Source organism: Streptomyces sp. NPDC057623, from assembly GCF_042800355.1.
Taxonomy (GTDB): domain Bacteria; phylum Actinomycetota; class Actinomycetes; order Streptomycetales; family Streptomycetaceae; genus Streptomyces.
Genome location: NZ_JBHVGZ010000101.1, coordinates 1 through 14,726, shown reverse-complemented (window position 1 = coordinate 14,726; position 14,726 = coordinate 1). Strand labels below are relative to the sequence as shown.

15 protein-coding genes are annotated in these 14,726 nt (G+C 72.7%); 10 read left to right on the top strand and 5 right to left on the bottom strand.

What is annotated here, in order from left to right; genetic code table 11:
- Positions 1 to 232: 232 nt before the first annotated feature.
- Genes ACFU95_RS46890 through ACFU95_RS46850 form a run of 9 tightly spaced genes read left to right on the top strand, consistent with a single transcriptional unit; the run spans position 233 to position 8,032 of the window.
- Complete coding sequence (locus tag ACFU95_RS46890) at positions 233 to 601, top strand: hypothetical protein (protein WP_383842628.1); 369 nt, start codon at positions 233 to 235, stop codon at positions 599 to 601.
- Positions 601 to 1,560 (top strand): V-type ATPase subunit, encoded by a 960-nt coding sequence (locus ACFU95_RS46885; protein WP_383842625.1) that lies wholly within the window; start codon positions 601 to 603, stop codon positions 1,558 to 1,560. Before ACFU95_RS46890 ends, ACFU95_RS46885 begins: the two co-directional genes overlap by 1 nt.
- Positions 1,547 to 3,043, top strand: a complete 1,497-nt coding sequence (locus ACFU95_RS46880; protein ID WP_383842622.1) for a V-type ATPase 116kDa subunit family protein — start codon at positions 1,547 to 1,549, stop codon at positions 3,041 to 3,043. Before ACFU95_RS46885 ends, ACFU95_RS46880 begins: the two co-directional genes overlap by 14 nt.
- A 2-nt stretch (positions 3,044 to 3,045) precedes the next feature.
- The gene (locus tag ACFU95_RS46875; protein WP_383842619.1) at positions 3,046 to 3,465 is read left to right on the top strand and encodes an ATP synthase subunit C; all 420 of its coding nucleotides are present in this window, start codon (positions 3,046 to 3,048) and stop codon (positions 3,463 to 3,465) included.
- 2 nt (positions 3,466 to 3,467) lie between these two features.
- Positions 3,468 to 3,695, top strand: coding sequence for a hypothetical protein (locus ACFU95_RS46870; RefSeq protein WP_383842616.1), 228 nt, complete (start codon positions 3,468 to 3,470; stop codon positions 3,693 to 3,695).
- Positions 3,692 to 4,219: a hypothetical protein gene (locus ACFU95_RS46865; protein ID WP_383842613.1), complete on the top strand. Its 528-nt coding sequence runs from the start codon at positions 3,692 to 3,694 to the stop codon at positions 4,217 to 4,219. The genes ACFU95_RS46870 and ACFU95_RS46865 overlap by 4 nt, the downstream gene beginning before the upstream one ends.
- Positions 4,216 to 5,979 (top strand): V-type ATP synthase subunit A, encoded by a 1,764-nt coding sequence (locus ACFU95_RS46860; protein WP_383842610.1) that lies wholly within the window; start codon positions 4,216 to 4,218, stop codon positions 5,977 to 5,979. The genes ACFU95_RS46865 and ACFU95_RS46860 overlap by 4 nt, the downstream gene beginning before the upstream one ends.
- Complete coding sequence (locus ACFU95_RS46855; RefSeq protein ID WP_383842607.1) at positions 5,976 to 7,394, top strand: V-type ATP synthase subunit B; 1,419 nt, start codon at positions 5,976 to 5,978, stop codon at positions 7,392 to 7,394. Before ACFU95_RS46860 ends, ACFU95_RS46855 begins: the two co-directional genes overlap by 4 nt.
- Complete coding sequence (locus ACFU95_RS46850; protein WP_383842604.1) at positions 7,391 to 8,032, top strand: V-type ATP synthase subunit D; 642 nt, start codon at positions 7,391 to 7,393, stop codon at positions 8,030 to 8,032. Before ACFU95_RS46855 ends, ACFU95_RS46850 begins: the two co-directional genes overlap by 4 nt.
- A 40-nt stretch (positions 8,033 to 8,072) precedes the next feature.
- Here ACFU95_RS46850 and ACFU95_RS46845 read toward each other — a convergent pair whose 3' ends face one another.
- The 5 genes from ACFU95_RS46845 to ACFU95_RS46825 all read right to left on the bottom strand — a co-directional run bounded on the left by ACFU95_RS46845 (position 8,073) and on the right by ACFU95_RS46825 (position 13,741).
- The gene (locus ACFU95_RS46845; RefSeq protein ID WP_383842601.1) at positions 8,073 to 8,729 is read right to left on the bottom strand and encodes a potassium channel family protein; all 657 of its coding nucleotides are present in this window, start codon (positions 8,727 to 8,729) and stop codon (positions 8,073 to 8,075) included.
- A complete protein-coding gene (locus tag ACFU95_RS46840; protein ID WP_383842598.1) occupies positions 8,726 to 9,385 on the bottom strand; it encodes a potassium channel family protein in 660 nt (219 codons plus the stop codon). The genes ACFU95_RS46845 and ACFU95_RS46840 overlap by 4 nt, the downstream gene beginning before the upstream one ends.
- A complete protein-coding gene (locus ACFU95_RS46835; RefSeq protein WP_383842595.1) occupies positions 9,382 to 12,210 on the bottom strand; it encodes a cation-translocating P-type ATPase in 2,829 nt (942 codons plus the stop codon). The genes ACFU95_RS46840 and ACFU95_RS46835 overlap by 4 nt, the downstream gene beginning before the upstream one ends.
- A 215-nt stretch (positions 12,211 to 12,425) precedes the next feature.
- Complete coding sequence (locus tag ACFU95_RS46830) at positions 12,426 to 13,298, bottom strand: universal stress protein (protein WP_383842592.1); 873 nt, start codon at positions 13,296 to 13,298, stop codon at positions 12,426 to 12,428.
- Positions 13,299 to 13,507: 209 nt separating this feature from the next.
- The gene (locus ACFU95_RS46825; protein ID WP_383842589.1) at positions 13,508 to 13,741 is read right to left on the bottom strand and encodes an MBL fold metallo-hydrolase RNA specificity domain-containing protein; all 234 of its coding nucleotides are present in this window, start codon (positions 13,739 to 13,741) and stop codon (positions 13,508 to 13,510) included.
- A gap of 402 nt (positions 13,742 to 14,143) precedes the next feature.
- On the opposite strand from ACFU95_RS46825, the gene ACFU95_RS46820 reads away from it, so the two are divergent.
- A complete protein-coding gene (locus ACFU95_RS46820) occupies positions 14,144 to 14,599 on the top strand; it encodes an OsmC family protein (RefSeq protein WP_383842586.1) in 456 nt (151 codons plus the stop codon).
- Positions 14,600 to 14,726: the final 127 nt, after the last annotated feature.

Below are 14,726 nucleotides of genomic sequence, written 5' to 3'. Positions count from 1 at the left end.
GGCCGAACGGCCCCGATCAGGGACGACTGGCCCAGCGCGGCGCGACATGCCATCGCCTACAAAGGAGACTGGGAAGCGGGGCCTGGGGCCACCTGGAGGAGAGCTCGTGACGGGTTTCCGGGACTTTCTTACGAGGTTCCGGCCGGCGGCATCGCCCGGCCGTGCCGCACCAAGCGGTGTCCCCGCGGACCGCTCGGCCGAACTCCGTGCGGAGCTCGCACCGCCCTTGGCCTTGCTCGAACAAGTAGAGGCGGAAGCCCGGTCCGTCAGCGAGCGGGCCGAGGCAGCCGCCGCGGCGCGCCGACGGGAAGCCGAGCAGCAGGCGGAGGAGATCGTTACCGAAGCGCTGGAGGAGGCCAGCCGGGTGCGGGCACGCGCCGCCGAGCAGGTGGAGCGTGCGGCCGAGGCCCACGCGGCGGCGCTGCTCGCCGAGGCAGAACGCGAGGCAGCCGCCGTCCGCGACCGTGCCAGGAACCGGACACCCGCGCTCGCCGATCGTGTGCTCGCGTTGGTGTTGGAGGGGCCCGCTGAGGAGTCGCCACTCGCGTCGGCGGATCAACCGGCTCCAGGCCCGGAGAGGCCACCGGAGGGAGGTCTCTGATGGGCGCCGGATGGGTGGCGGGCGTAACCCGGGCACGGGCCCTGCGGACCAGGTGTCTGGGCACCGAAGGCATCAGGGACGTGGTCGCGTCCCGCACACTCGATGACGCCCTGCGCTACTTGGCGGCCACACCGTACCGGCACGATGTCTCCCCGGGCACCACGCCGGACGAGGCCCAGCGGGCGGTCTCGGCGACACTGCTGTGGCATCTCCGGGTCCTCGCGGGCTGGCAACCGGCCACCGGCGCGGACGTCATCCGGGCACTCGCCGCCGGATTCGAGATCTCCAACACCGAGCACCATCTGAGAGCTCTTGTGGCCGACCCGCGACAGTTGGACGCAGAACGGCGCCATGCCCCGCCCTACCGTCTGGGCGCGCTGGCCATGGCCTGGACCCGGCTCGCCCGCACTCGTACGCCGTCGGAGCTGCGCACCGCGCTGGCGGCCTCCGTCTGGGGTGACCCCGGGGGCGACTCCCCGGCCGCGGTCGCCACCGGTATGCGGGTCTCCGCCGCCGTACGGCTCGCCATCACCGTTCCCGACGCGGCGCGCTGGGCGGCGGCGCGGCTCGCCCTGCTGTTCGGCCGCGAGGTGTTCATCGTCGGCCGCAGGATGCCGGAGGTCTCGGCCCGCCGGGCGGCCCGGCTGCTCGGCACACGAGCGGTGGGCGCGGGGTCGTACGCCGACTTCCGTCAGTCGCTGCCGGTCACCGCGAGGTGGGTGCTGGACGAAGTCGACGAGGCGGCGGGCCTGTGGCGGGCGGAGGCACGGTGGTGGGAGGCGGTCGAGCGGGACGGCCATGAACTGCTGCACCGGTCGGGGTTCGGTCCGCAGCCGGTGGTGGGGGCCGTGGCACTGCTGTCCGCCGACGCGTGGCGGACCCGCGGCGCGCTGGAACTGGCCGCCCGGGGTGGCGGCCCCGGGGACTGGCCGACGGAGGCGCTCGATGCTCCGGGCTGAGACGGCGGTCCCGGTCCGGATGCGCAGGGTGGCCGTCGTGGCCCCCGAGAAGGCGCTGCGGGAGAGCCTGGTGCGGATCGCCGAGGCGGGCTGCGTGGACATCGACCTGGCCGGGGACGGCGGGCCGGATGTCCGCAGGGCCGCGGCGACGCGGCTCCAGCGTATGCGCACCGAGCCTGCGCAACCCGCTCTCAGCGAGGCCCCACCCGACCTGGATGCCATGGAGCGCGAGGGCCGGACGGACCTGCTGGCGGGCGAGGCTCAGTTGGAGGAGCGCCTCGGTAGCGCGGTCCGGCACGGAACGGTCGCGGCACTGGCCGGTTGGTGCCCCGAGACCGAGATGGGCTCCATGGCGGCGCGCATCGCCGGTGCCGGGGGCGCGCTGGTGCCGCTACGGCCCCCCCGTGGTGTCGATCCGCCGACCTTGCTGACAGGAGCCGACGCCGCTCCCCCGGCATCCACGGCGAGGACCGTACGCCGCTCCTTCACGCCTCTGGTCAGCACGTACGGAACGGTGCCCTACGCTGATCTCGATCCCACCATGGCGGCCGGGATCGTCTACGTGGTGATGTTCGGCCTGATGTTCGGCGATGCCGGACACGGGCTGCTGCTGGTCGCAATCGCGTTCCTGCTGCGCGCGGGCCGACCGCGCCGAGCGGCGGCACTGCGCCCGCTGTGGCCCTTCGTCGCCGGCGCCGGGCTGGCCGCCACCCTGGCCGGGGTGGCGTACGGCGAGTTCTTTGGCCCGACCGGGGTGCTGCCCGTGCTGTGGCTGGAGCCGCTGGAGGAGCCCATGCGGCTGCTGGCCGCCGCCGTCGGGCTCGGCGCCGTGCTGCTCGCCCTCGCCTACGCCGCGGGGATCGTGAACCGGTGGCGGGAGGGCGGGCCAGCGGCGGCCCTGTTTGCGATGACTGGGATCGCCGGGGCGGTGCTCTATCTCGGTCTCGCGGTCGTCGCCGGGTATGTGTGGCTCGGCCAGGCGGTGTACGGGGTCATGGGGGCTGTGATCGCGGTCGTCGGGCTCGCACTGGCCGGGGTGGGGCTGTTCGCGACCACGGCGGGTGGTCCGGGCGGCGCCGTGCAGACCGGTATCCAACTGTTCGACGCGGTGGTGCGGATCGGCTCCAACGTCGTGTCCTTCGCGCGGCTCGCGGCCTTCGGCCTCACGCATGCGGCGCTGGGCGCGATCGTCTGGGACGGCACGACGGCGCTGGCGGGGCGGGGGCCGGTGGGCGTCGTCGCCGCAGCGTTCGTCTTCCTGCTCGGCAATGCCCTGGCCTTCGCGCTGGAGGCGCTGGTGGCGGGTGTTCAGGCACTGCGTCTGGAGTTCTACGAACTGTTCTCCCGGCTCTTCGAGGGCGAGGGCCGCCCTTTCCGGCCCTGGCATCTGCCTGTGGAGCACCTCACGGGCCCGGTCGTCGACGCCGGGCCGTCGGCGGCGGGGGAAACAGCCATCTCGTACGCCCCCGCAGGGGAGGAGTAATCGTGATCACCTGGTTCTTGGCCCTGCCCGTCGTCGCGGCAGGATTCGTGGCGGTACGCCTCGTGTTGCGACGTTCGGACCACAGGACGGCCCTGTGGTGGATGGTCGCTTCCGACGCCGTGCTCCTGGTGATCGCCACCTTGGTGCTGACCCTGGCCCTCGGCGGAGGCCCCGCGCAGGCGGCGACCACTCAGGCACAGGAGTCCGGCTCCGGATCCGCCGCCCTGATCGGTGCGGCGATCGCGGTGGCCGGGGCGACGATCGGGGCGGGCATCGCCGTGGCCTACACGGGCGCGGCCGCCCTCGCGGCGCTGAGCGAACGGCCTGAACTCTTCGGCCGGGCCATGGTCATCGTCGGCCTGGCCGAGGGCATCGCCATCTACGGTCTGGTCGTCGCGGTGATCCTGATCGGGAAGGCGTGACCATGGGGTATGTCGCCGCGCTAGGAGAACGGGCCCGCGTGGCCGGCCTGGCCCTGGCCGGAGCCGTCGTCCTCCTCGCCGACGACCCCGACGCCGTGCGCCGGGCCTGGCGGAGCCTGCCGGACGGCATCGACCTGGTCATCCTCACCCCCGCCGCGGCCGAGGCACTGGAGTCCGACTTCGCGGCGCCCGGGGCCCGCCACCCGCTGATCGCCGTGATGCCGCCATGACGACCCCGGCCCCCGACCGGACGGCAGACGCCCTCCACCCGGTCCGGGTGGAGCTGCTGCGGGCGGCTCGTTCCGACGCGGAAGCGGTCCTGGCCCGCGTCGAGCGGGAGGCCGACGCCCTGCTCGACCAGGCTCGTGCCGAAGCCCGGTCGATCCTCGACGAGGCCCGGCGACAGGGCGAGGCCGATGGTGCGGACACCGCCCGCGACCTCCGCGTCAGGGCCCGGCGGGAGGCCAGGTCCCGGACACTCGCCGCTCGCCGGGAAGCGTACGAGGAGCTGCGCCGTGCGGCCGCCGTACGGGTCCGAAAGCTGCGCGGCATCGCGAGTTACCCGTCCATGCGGGAGCGGCTGGAACGCCGGGCGTGTGTCCTGCTGGGGCCCGGCACCGAGGTGAGCGAGCACGCCGACGGAGGTGTGGTGGGCCGGGCACCGGGGAGACTGGTCGACCTCTCGCTGACCGCGCTGGCCGACCGCGCGCTGGACCGGATGGGAGCGGAGGTGCGGAGCCTGTGGGAGGAGTGACGCAGGCCGCTGGGACACATCAGCGGGCTGCTGCCAGGCAGCCGGTCTCGCGGATCCTGCGTGTCACCGGGCCGCTGGTCGAGATGGAGTACACGAGCGGCATCGCAATGTACGACTTGGTGTCGCTCGGCCCGGCCGAGCTGCCGGGCGAGGTCGTGGCCATCAGCGGTGACGTGGTCACCGTCCAGGCCTACGAGTACACTGGCGCGCTCGCTCCGGGGCAGACGGCTCTGCCTCAGGGCCGTCCGCTGTCGGTGTGGCTCGGCCCTGAGTTGCTCGGCGGGATCTTCGACGGCCTCCTGCGCCCCCTGTCCGGTGCCGGCGACTGGCTGCTGCCCGGCGCGCAGCGGGCGACGGCGGGAGAACGCACCTGGTCCTTCTTCCCCTTGGTGGCGCAGGGCGAGCAGGTGGCCGAGGGACAGGCTCTCGGGGAGCTCCACGACGCGGGGCCCGTGCCGGTGAAGGTCCTCGTGCCGTCCGGCTGCGGGGGCACGGTCGAGGCGATCGCCGTCGCCGGGGACCGTCCGAGCGAGGCGACGGTCGCTGTCGTGGGCGGCACGGAGGTGTCCGTCGGCGCCCTGTGGCCGGTGCGTCGGCCGCGTCCGGTGCGGGAGCGCGTCGACAGCCACGAGGCCCTCGACACCGGCCAGCGGGTGATCGACCTGCTCTTCCCCGTGGCCCGGGGCAGCACGGTTGCAGTGCCCGGTGGCTTCGGCACCGGCAAGACGGTGCTGCTGCAGCAGATCGCCAAGTGGTGCGACGCGGACGTCATCGTGTACGTCGGCTGCGGAGAGCGCGGCAACGAGATGGCCGACGTCATCACCGAGCTGGCGGAACTCCGGGACCCGCGCACGGGCGGACGCCTCGCGGACCGCACAGTGACGATCGCCAACACCTCGAACATGCCGATGATGGCGCGTGAGGCGAGCGTCCACACGGGGGTGACGGTCGCCGAGTACTTCCGCGACATGGGCCTGGACGTGGTCGTCATCGCCGACTCGACCTCCCGGTGGGCGGAGGCGCTGCGCGAGTTCGCCTCGCGCACCGGCGCGCTGCCCGCCGAGGAGGGCTACCCGGCAGGCTTGGCGTCCGCCATCGCGGCCTTTTACGAACGGGCCGCCGCAGTGACCACCCTCGGCGGCGACCGGGGCTCGGTGACCGTGATCGGCGCTGTGTCCCCGCCCGGCGGGGACATGACGGAACCGGTGACCGCGCACACCGAACGATTCGTCCGCTGCCTGTGGACCCTCGACCGCGACCTCGCCTACGCCCGCCACTATCCTGCGGTCTCCTGGGCCGGGTCCTTCTCCCGGGACGTACCGGTCCTCGCCGCAGGGCACCGGACGGCCGGCGATCCGGCGTGGTCCCGGCGCCGCGAACGGGTGGGAGCGGTGCTGGCGGAGGCCGACCGGCTGGCCGATCTGGTGGACCTGATCGGCATCGCCGCCCTCCCGGCGCGCGAACGCATCAGCGTGCTGGCGGGCACGCTGATCCGCGAGGGCGTGCTGCAGCAGAGCGCGCTGTCGGAGCGGGACGCGTACTGCGGTGCGGAGAAGACGGCCGCACTGGCCGACGCCGTCCTCGCGGTCGCCGACCGCTGTCGTGAGCTGGTGGACTCCGGCGTCCCGGCGGCCTCGGTCGAGGAGGTCGACTTCGGTCCGCTGCTGCGGGCTCGGGAGGACACCGGCCCGCACGACGCCGCCGGGGTGGCGGCGCGGCGGGACGCGATGCTCGCCAGGCTGGGGGCGATGCGGCCATGAGCCCGTCCGACGAGATCGAGTACACGAAGGTGCGGCAACTGCGAGGGCCACTCGCGATCATCGAAGGCGTGGCCGGGATCGGCTGGGACGAGTACGTACACATCACCCTCGCCTCGGGCGAACGGCGCCACGGCGTGGTCCTCGATGCCGACCGCGACCTGGCGGTGGTCCAGGTCCTGGAGGGCACCGCAGGCATGGACCCGGAAGGCGTCCGCGCGGCCTTCTCGGGCAGCCCACTGCGCGTCCCCGTCGGGACGGACTGGCTCGGGCGGGTCTGCAACGGCCGGGGCGCGCCCCTCGACGGCGGCCCGCCCGTCCTCGGCTCCCACACCGCCGAGGTGGGCGGCGCCCCCATCAACCCGGTGCGGCGCGAACCGCCGTCCGAGCCGGTCCTCACCGGGGTCGGAGTCGTGGACGCCCTGACCACCCTGGTACGCGGGCAGAAACTGCCGGTGTTCTCCGTGGCCGGGCTGCCGCACCTGGAACTGGCCGCCCAGATCGCCGCCCAGGCCACCGTTGCGGGAGAGGCGTTCAGCGTCGTCTTCGCGGGCATGGGACTGACCCACGCCGACGCCTCCTTCGTACGCGACGCCTTGGAGGAGCGGTCCGCGGCCGGGGAACTGGTCCTACTGCTGAACACCGCCGACGACCCGGTGATCGAGCGGATCCTCACGCCGCGCATCGCGCTCACGGTCGCCGAGCACCTCGCCTTCACCGAGGGACGGCACGTCCTCGTGGTGATGACCGACATGACCACATACGCCGAAGCCCTGCGCGAGGTCTCCGCCGCCCGAGGGGAGATCCCGGCCCGCCGCGCCTACCCCGGCTACTTGTACAGCGACCTGGCCTCCTTGTACGAACGCTGCGGGCGTATCAAGGGCCGCCCCGGCTCGGTCACCGTGCTGCCGGTGCTCACCATGCCCGCGGGCGACATCACCCACCCCGTGCCGGACCTGACCGGCTACATCACCGAGGGCCAGATCGTGCTCTCGCCCGAGACGCACGCGCGGGGCGTTTATCCGCCGCTGGACGCGCTGTCCTCGCTGTCCCGGCTGATGCGCAAGGGCGCAGGCCCCGGCCGTACCCGTGACGATCACCTCGACGTCGCGGCCCAACTGCTGGCCGCGCTGGCCCGTGCCCGGCAGGTCCGCGACCTCGCCGACCTGGTCGGCCAGGCGGCGCTGAGCCCCACCGATCGCCGCTACCTGGACTTCGAGGAGGCGTTCCTGCGGGACTTCGCCAACCAGCGCGCCGACGAACCACGCGACCTCGACACCTCGCTGGATCGCGGCTGGCGGGCCCTCCTCACCCTGCCCCGCAGCCAGCTCTCCATGCTCCCCGCGCGGCTCCTCGACGCCCACGGGGCGAAGGACCTCGACGATCTCGGCGGTCTCGATGAGGGGGTGTCCCGATGACCGGCGCCCGCCGTACGCCGCCCGGTCGTGCGGGACGCCTGCGGCTGCGGCACAGCCTCGCAGTCGCCGAGCGCGGAGCCGACCTGCTGGAACAGAAGCTGCGCATCCTCCGCTCGGAACACCAGCGGCTGCTGCACGCGGAGGAGGCAGCCGCCGGAGCCTGGCGGCACCTGCTGCCCGAGGCCGAGAGATGGCTGCTGCGGGGTCTACTTCTGAGCGGGGAACGAGCCCTCGACTCGGCCGCCGCGGACATCGGTCCCGCCGAGATCAGGGTGCACTGGGCGACCTCCATGGGGGTACGCCACCCTGCGGCGGTCGCCACATCCGTACCCGCCCGGCCGCCCACCGCCGCCGCTCCCACCAACACGGCCCTCGTGCACGCCGAGGCGGCCTACGGCCGTGCCCTGCGCGCCGCCGCGGAGTACGGGGCCGCGCACGCCGCCGCCGAGCTGCTGGGAGCGGAGGTCATCAGCACCCGGCACCGGGTCCGTGCCCTGCGGCGCCACTGGATCCCCCGCCTGCGGGAGGCACTCGACCGGGCCGACCTGGCCCTGGAGCAGGCCGAGCACGAGGACACCGTCCGCCGGCGCTGGGCCGCGAGGACGGCCGAGGACGAGGGGGCGGCGGCCGGGCAGTGACCGTTGCGGGCTCCGCAGTGCTCCACATCCGGGGGGCGGTTCACTGGAACGCCGCGTGGATCTCCTGTTCGGTCGCGGAGTGGGACACGAGGAGGAGTTCGTCGCCGGGGCGGAGCAGTATCGACGGATCCGGCACCGTGGGCTGTCCGTCGCGGACGACGGTGGCGACGACCGTCCCTTCGGGCAGCCGGACGTCTCCCAGGGCACGGCCCACCGCCCTGGACTGCGGTGTGATGGCCGTTTCGATGACATCGACGCCCGCCTTGCTGAGCCGGAGCAGGGCGACTGTGTCGGTGGCGCCGGTGGCCTCCTCGATGAGGGAGATCAGCGGAGTGGCGGCGGGGACGGCGACATCGACGCCCCAGCGCCCGTCGAACAGCCAGGCGTTGTCGGCGTTGTTGACCCGGGCGGCCACGCGGGGGACCGAGAACTGCCGTTTGGCGAGCAGGCTGATGACGAGGTTGTCCTCGTCGTCCCCGGTGGTGGCGATGACGAGGTCGGCGGTCAGCGCACCCGCGTGTTCCAGGAGGGCCGGTTCGCAGGCGTCCCCGGCGACCAGCCGCGCGGCGATGCGGCCCTCCAGTTCGGCCACGCGGTCGTCGTCGCTGTCGATCAGCGTGACCTCGTTGCGGGCCGCGGAGAGCACTTGGGCGATCTGGGTGCCGAGCCGCCCCGCGCCGGCGATGAGCACGTTCACGTCCCCAGCTCCTTGTCGAGAAAGCCGCGCAGCCTGCCCAACGCGGTGGCGGCGACGGCGAAGGTGACCAGGTCGCCCGCCTGCGCGGGGGTGCTGTGCGCGGGGATCAGGGAGCAGCCCCCGCGGGTGACCTCGACAACGCGGACCTCGCCGTCGACGTCGAACTCGGTCAGCCGCCGCCCGATGAGATAGTCGGGCACCTCGGAACGGACGAGCAGCGTCTCTCCGTTGCCGAAGCTCAGTTCGGGGCTCAGGTGGCGGTGCAGCAGCATCTGGTGGATCTGGTGCACGGTCCAGCGGACGCTGGCGATGGTGGGGATGCCGAGGTCGCGGTAGATGTCGGCGCGTCGGGGATCGTAGATGCGGGCGAGCACGATCGGCACCCGGTAGGTCTCCTTCGCCGTCCGTGCGCTGACGATGTTGCTGTTGTCCCCGGAGGTGACTGCGACGAAAGCGTCCGCGTGCTCGATCCCGGCGGCCTGGAGCACGGCTCGGCTGTAGCCGTTGCCCTCGTGGAAGCGGATGCGGGGGCTGTCGGGCAGCCGCCGGGCGGCCTTGGGACGCCGGTCGACGACCCGCACGTCGTGCCCTTCCGTGGCGAGAAGACCGGTGAGCGTGGATCCCACCCGTCCGCAGCCGACGACGATCACCTTCACCGTGGGACTCCTTTCCGGCGGTCGGCGCGGCGACGCAGCCACGCCTTGCGGGCCTCGTCCGCGAGCAGGGGCAGGGTGCCGAAACCGGCGAGGACCGCCCAGTCGGCGGTGTCGAGCGGGGCGGTGTTGAACACGGCCTGCAGAGGCGGCAGATAGCTGATGGCCGCCATGAGGGCGACGCCGAAGCCGCCCGCCGCCAGTAGGGCGGGATTGGACAGCAGTCCCACTTTCAGGATGCTCTGCCGGTCGGTGCGCACCGCGAGCGAGATGAAAAACTGGCTGAGCACGATCCCACCCTGGGCCAGCGTGATGGCCTCCCGGTAGACGGGATTTCCCTCGGTGAAGTCGTCGAACGGGATGCCGGATGCATGGATGTGCCAGAAGAACACCGCGCACACGCCCAGTGCCTGGATACCGCCCAGGAACAGGATGCGTCCCACCACCGCGGACGAGAACAGCCGCGCGTGCCGGGAACGCGGCGGGCGGTCCATCACGTCCGGCTCGGGCCGTTCCGCGCCCAGCGCCAGGGCGGGCATCACGTCCGAACCCAGGTCGATCGCCAGGATCTGCACCGCACTGATGGGCACCAGCGGAAACCCGGCAAACGTCGCTGCCAGGATCGGGCCCAGCTCGCCGATGTTGCTGCTGAAGACGTAGACCAGGAACTTGCGGATGTTCTGGTAGACGGACCTGCCGAGCCGCACCGCCGCCGCGATGGACGCGAACGAGTCGTCCAGCAGCACCATCGAGGCGGCCTCGCGGGCGACGTCGGTGCCCGACGCTCCCATCGCCACGCCGATGTCGGCGTGTTTGAGCGCCGGTGCGTCGTTCGCGCCGTCCCCGGTGACCGCCACCACCTCGCCCCGCCGCTGGAAGGCGGTGACCACACGCATCTTGTGCTCGGGGCTGACCCGGCACAGCAGCAGCTCGGACGACTCGGCGAGCAGCGCGTCGAGCGCCTCGTCGTCCATCGCGTCGAGCCGGACACCCGTCACCACGACCGGATACGGCCGCCGTACGATCCCGACGCGGCGGGCCACGGCCTCCCCGGTCAGCGGGTGGTCGCCGGTGACCATGACGATCCGGATACCGGCCCTGCGGCAGGCGGCGACCGCGTCGGTGACCTCGGGACGCGGCGGGTCCAGCATGCCGACCAGTCCCAGCAGCGCGAGTCCGGACTCGGCCTCGTGCTGCGCGGGGCGTGGCCCATCCAGCTCCCGCCTCGCGACGGCCAGCACCCGCAGCCCCTGCGACGCCAGCGCGTCACTTGCCGCCACGACTGCCGCGCGGTCCTCCTCGGTCAGCGGACCGCGCCGCCCCTGCCGCTCCACGTCGGTACACCGCGCCAGCAGCGCCCCCGGTGCTCCCTTGACGCACGCCTGGTAGCCCGCGCCGGTCTTGTGCACCGTGGTCATCAGCTTGCGGTCCGAGTCGAAGGGGAACTCCGTCACCCGCGGGGCCGCCGCCTCCTCCGCGTCCAGTTCGAGGCCGGCCTTGGCCGCGACGACGAGCAGCGCCCCCTCGGTGGTGTCACCGAGCACCCGCCAGTGTTTCCGTCCCCCGGGGCCTTCGGGCGGAGTCAGCCGGGCGTTGCAGCACAGGACCGCCACCCGCAGCAGTTCACGCACCGGAGCAGCATCGGCGACCGCACCGCTCGGGCCGTACCCCACACCGCTCACCGGGTGCGACACGCCCCCCGCCCACACCTGCGTGACGGTCATCTCCGCCTGGGTGAGCGTCCCGGTCTTGTCGGTGCACACCACCGTGGTCGACCCGAGCGCCTCCACCGCCAGCAGCTGCTTGATCAAGGCGTGGCGGCGCGCCATCCGCCGCACCCCGATCGCCAGCGACACCGAGAGGGTGGCGGGCAATCCTTCCGGCACGAGCGCGACCATCACCCCCAGGGCGAACACGAACAGGGTCACCAGGGACTCCCCTGTGGGCAGCCGTACGGCGAACATCAGGGCGCCGATCGCCAGGGCCGCCCCCGCCACCCGCCGGGCCATGGAGGCCACCTGGAGCTGCAGCGGGGTCTTCTGCCGGGGAGCCGCCGCGGCCAGCCGGTAGATCCGCCCGAACTCGGTCCTCGCACCAGTCGCGAAGACCACGGCCCGTCCCGATCCGGCGACGACGTCGGTTCCCATGAACACGCAGTTGCGGGCCTCCAACGGCGGTCCGGCCGCCACCCGGTCGGCCGTGCGCCCGACGGCGTTGCTCTCCCCGGTCAGCGGGGCGTTGTTCACGGCCAGCTCGTGCGCCTCCACCACCCTGCAGTCCGCCGACACCGCGTCCCCGGCCTCCAGCACGACCAGGTCGCCCGGCACCAGCTCCTGAGCGGGCACCTCCAGCCGCTCACCGCCGCGCAGCACCCGGCAGGTGTGGGGCACCATCGCCTCCAGCGCCTGGGCCGTCCGCTCGGCCGAGTACTCCTGGGCGAAGCCGATGGCGGCGTTCAGCACGACGACGCCCAGGATCGCCACCGCCAGTTGGAAGGTGCCGATGTCACGCGGCTCTTCCAACCCGTACGCCAGGAAGGTGATCCCCGAGGCGACGATCAGCACGACCGCGAAGAGGTCGGTGAACTGCGCCCCCAGCTGCCGCCACAGGTCACGGCGCCCGGCAGGGGGCAGTTCGTTGGCCCCGTATCGCGCGAGCCTGGCGCGTGCCTGCGCTGCCGACAGGCCACGCCGTGACATGTCCAGCGCGGCGAAGACCTCGTCGGCAGCGAGTTGTCGTACGGCAGGACCCGGGCTCGAATCGGGCGCCGCGCCGACCGCCTGCTCCCCCGCTCCGCCCGGTACCAGCGGGTCCGTACCGGTGCGCATCATCAGATCCCGTGCGGTGACAAAATCCGCGTCACCGATGGAATCGGCCGGGTTGCGCGGAGGGACTTTGACGAGGCTGCCATCACGGACTCCAGGGAGGTCGGCGGACGTTTCGCCGGTTCGCCGCCCTCGATCGGCGGCGCCTGCTCATCGTGTGACGGGCCGGACGACGCCAACAGGGCCGTCCGGGGCAGAGGCCCGGGCCGTTAGCCCCCTCACACCGGGACCGTGATGACGGTGCAGTGAGCGTGGTGCAGTACTCCCTGGCTCACCGAGCCCAGCAGCATGCCCGTGAATCCTCCGTGCCCCCGGGTCCCCACGACCAGGCCCAGGGCATGTTCCGAGGCGCCCGTCAGGATCTGCACCGCGTGCCCTCGGACGACTTCATGGTGCAGCTCCACGTCCGGGTACTTCGCAGCGCCGCCCGCGACCGTCTCGGACAGCACACGTCGGCACTCCCGCACCGCGGCGTCCTCGTCCAGCACACCGAGGAGCGGCGGATGCCACACGTACAGGGCCCGCAGGAGCGCTCCGCGAAGGGCCGCCTCCTCGAAGGCCATGTCCACCGCTGCGGCCGAATGCTCACTGCCGTCGACGCCGACCACGAAGTACGGAGGCTTCTGAGCAACCTGCTCCGGCTCCGGTACGACGGCGACCGGGCAGGGAGCGTGGGCAGTGAGCGGGAGCGCCACCGAGGTGGCGGAGAACATCTCACGCCTCCTGCTCAGGTGCCAGGAGCCCACCACGACCAGGGAGGCGGTCCGCGCCTCCTCTCGCAGGACCCACGCCGGCTCACCCTCCGCCAGCAGGGTCGACACCTCCACCGTCGGCTGCCGCGACTCGACGAAGGCAACCGCCTCCTTGAGTACTTGGTCGCCCACGCCGTGCAGCGCCCGGTTCCATTCCTCCCAGGACGGCCGTGGCTCGCCCGACCGGTATCCCCGGGTCGGCAAGCCCTGGGCGTGGACGAGCCTCAACGGCAGGCCACGTCGATCCGCTTCGTCGGCGGCCCAGGCGAGCGCCAGCCGCTTCGAAGGATCGGGGTCGACACCCACCACGATCGGCCGACGCCCGCCCGCACCAGTCATGGCACCTCCAGGAGATCTCCGCCCCGCCGTCCGTTCGCTGTCCTTCCAGCCTCGCCCCTGCCGCCGAGTGCCGCCATGCCACGGCTTCGCGGCCCTATTCGGAGACAGGCGGCCAAGCGCCCCGGACACCGCAGCTGCCGCGGCCCCCGGATCTGGGCACTCCCTCCGCGCGGCCCCTTCCGTACTGAGCCTGGACCGGGCCCGGTCGCTCAGCGGACGAGGACCCGCTCCCCGGAGCGTGGGACGACAGCGGTCCAGCCCAGCGTCCGGTCGAAGTGGTCGCGCAGCGCCTCAGCCGCGTCGGGCTCCCCGTGCACCGGATAGGTGCCATGCGGGGCGGGTGCCCCGCGGAGCCACTCGATGATCTGTCCGGCGTGGGCGTGTGCCGAGAAGTGCGGTACGTCGGCGACCTCGGCGCGGACGGGAACGTACTCGCCGGACATCCTGAGCACCTTCGCCTCGTCGACGAGGCCGCGGACACGCGTGCCCTGGGCCGCGAAACAGCCGCCGCAGGTGGTGCCAGGACGCGTCCCCCGGTGGCCATGCCGGACTCGGAGACGGTGACGGCAGGCCCGCTCTCGGGGCTCAGCTCGACGGACTCCTGACTCTCGTACGGGAAATGAGGTGGGGTGAGAGGCTGGCAACCTCCGACCTAGATACCCTCAGGGGGTATCTAGGTTAAGGGGGCAGCAACTGCGTCCGGGACACCGGGTCACTCAGCGTCGGCGGTCGTCCATCGGGGCCGAACGGCCCTGGCCACTGCTCCCCTCGGCCCCTGTGCGAGCCGTGTCGTCCGCGTTCCACTGGAAACCGGATCAACCGATGTCCACGAGAGAGGCGCGGCCATGACGAGCACAGTGCCGGAGACGACATCGCGACCGGAGAACGCCGCGGCCCATGTTCTCGAGGTCACCCACCTGGACGGGGATGCGTACGCCATCGACGTGCGTGGTCACCAGCTCTTGGTCGACCAGCCCACGGACGCGGGTGGCAAGGACACCGCGCCCACACCCACCGAACTGTTCGCGGCCTCCCTCGCCACCTGCGTGGCCTTTTACGCGGGCCGCTATCTCCAGCGCCACGGGCTGCACCACACCGGGTTGCGAGTACGCGCGGAGTTCACCATGGCCATCGACCGCCCGGCGCGCGTCGCGTCCGTCCGCGTGATCCTCACCCCGCCGTCCGCACTGTCCGCGCAGCGCCACGCGGCCCTCCTCGCGGTCGCGTCGCACTGCACGATCCACAACACGCTGCGCCAGCCGCCGGAGATCGACATCGAGCTGGAGCCGCAACTCAGGTAACCCGTCGGCGATTCAAGCTCCGGGACATCGCGTGAGGGGCCCCGAAGATCCCGGACAGGGACCCAATAGGGTTGTCCTGTAAGGAATCGAGGGAAGCAGCAAGTGGCACGTCCAAGTCCGTATACGC

Coding starts and splice junctions, on each gene's coding strand:
- ACFU95_RS46885 (WP_383842625.1), top strand. CDS start 601: ATGGGCGCCGGATGGGTGGCGGGCGTAACCCGGGCACGGGCCCTGCGG.
- ACFU95_RS46880 (WP_383842622.1), top strand. CDS start 1,547: ATGCTCCGGGCTGAGACGGCGGTCCCGGTCCGGATGCGCAGGGTGGCC.
- ACFU95_RS46870 (WP_383842616.1), top strand. CDS start 3,468: ATGGGGTATGTCGCCGCGCTAGGAGAACGGGCCCGCGTGGCCGGCCTG.
- ACFU95_RS46865 (WP_383842613.1), top strand. CDS start 3,692: ATGACGACCCCGGCCCCCGACCGGACGGCAGACGCCCTCCACCCGGTC.
- ACFU95_RS46855 (WP_383842607.1), top strand. CDS start 5,976: ATGAGCCCGTCCGACGAGATCGAGTACACGAAGGTGCGGCAACTGCGA.
- ACFU95_RS46850 (WP_383842604.1), top strand. CDS start 7,391: ATGACCGGCGCCCGCCGTACGCCGCCCGGTCGTGCGGGACGCCTGCGG.
- ACFU95_RS46835 (WP_383842595.1), bottom strand. CDS start 12,210: ATGCGCACCGGTACGGACCCGCTGGTACCGGGCGGAGCGGGGGAGCAG.
- ACFU95_RS46830 (WP_383842592.1), bottom strand. CDS start 13,298: ATGACTGGTGCGGGCGGGCGTCGGCCGATCGTGGTGGGTGTCGACCCC.
- ACFU95_RS46825 (WP_383842589.1), bottom strand. CDS start 13,741: ATGTCCGGCGAGTACGTTCCCGTCCGCGCCGAGGTCGCCGACGTACCG.
- ACFU95_RS46820 (WP_383842586.1), top strand. CDS start 14,144: ATGACGAGCACAGTGCCGGAGACGACATCGCGACCGGAGAACGCCGCG.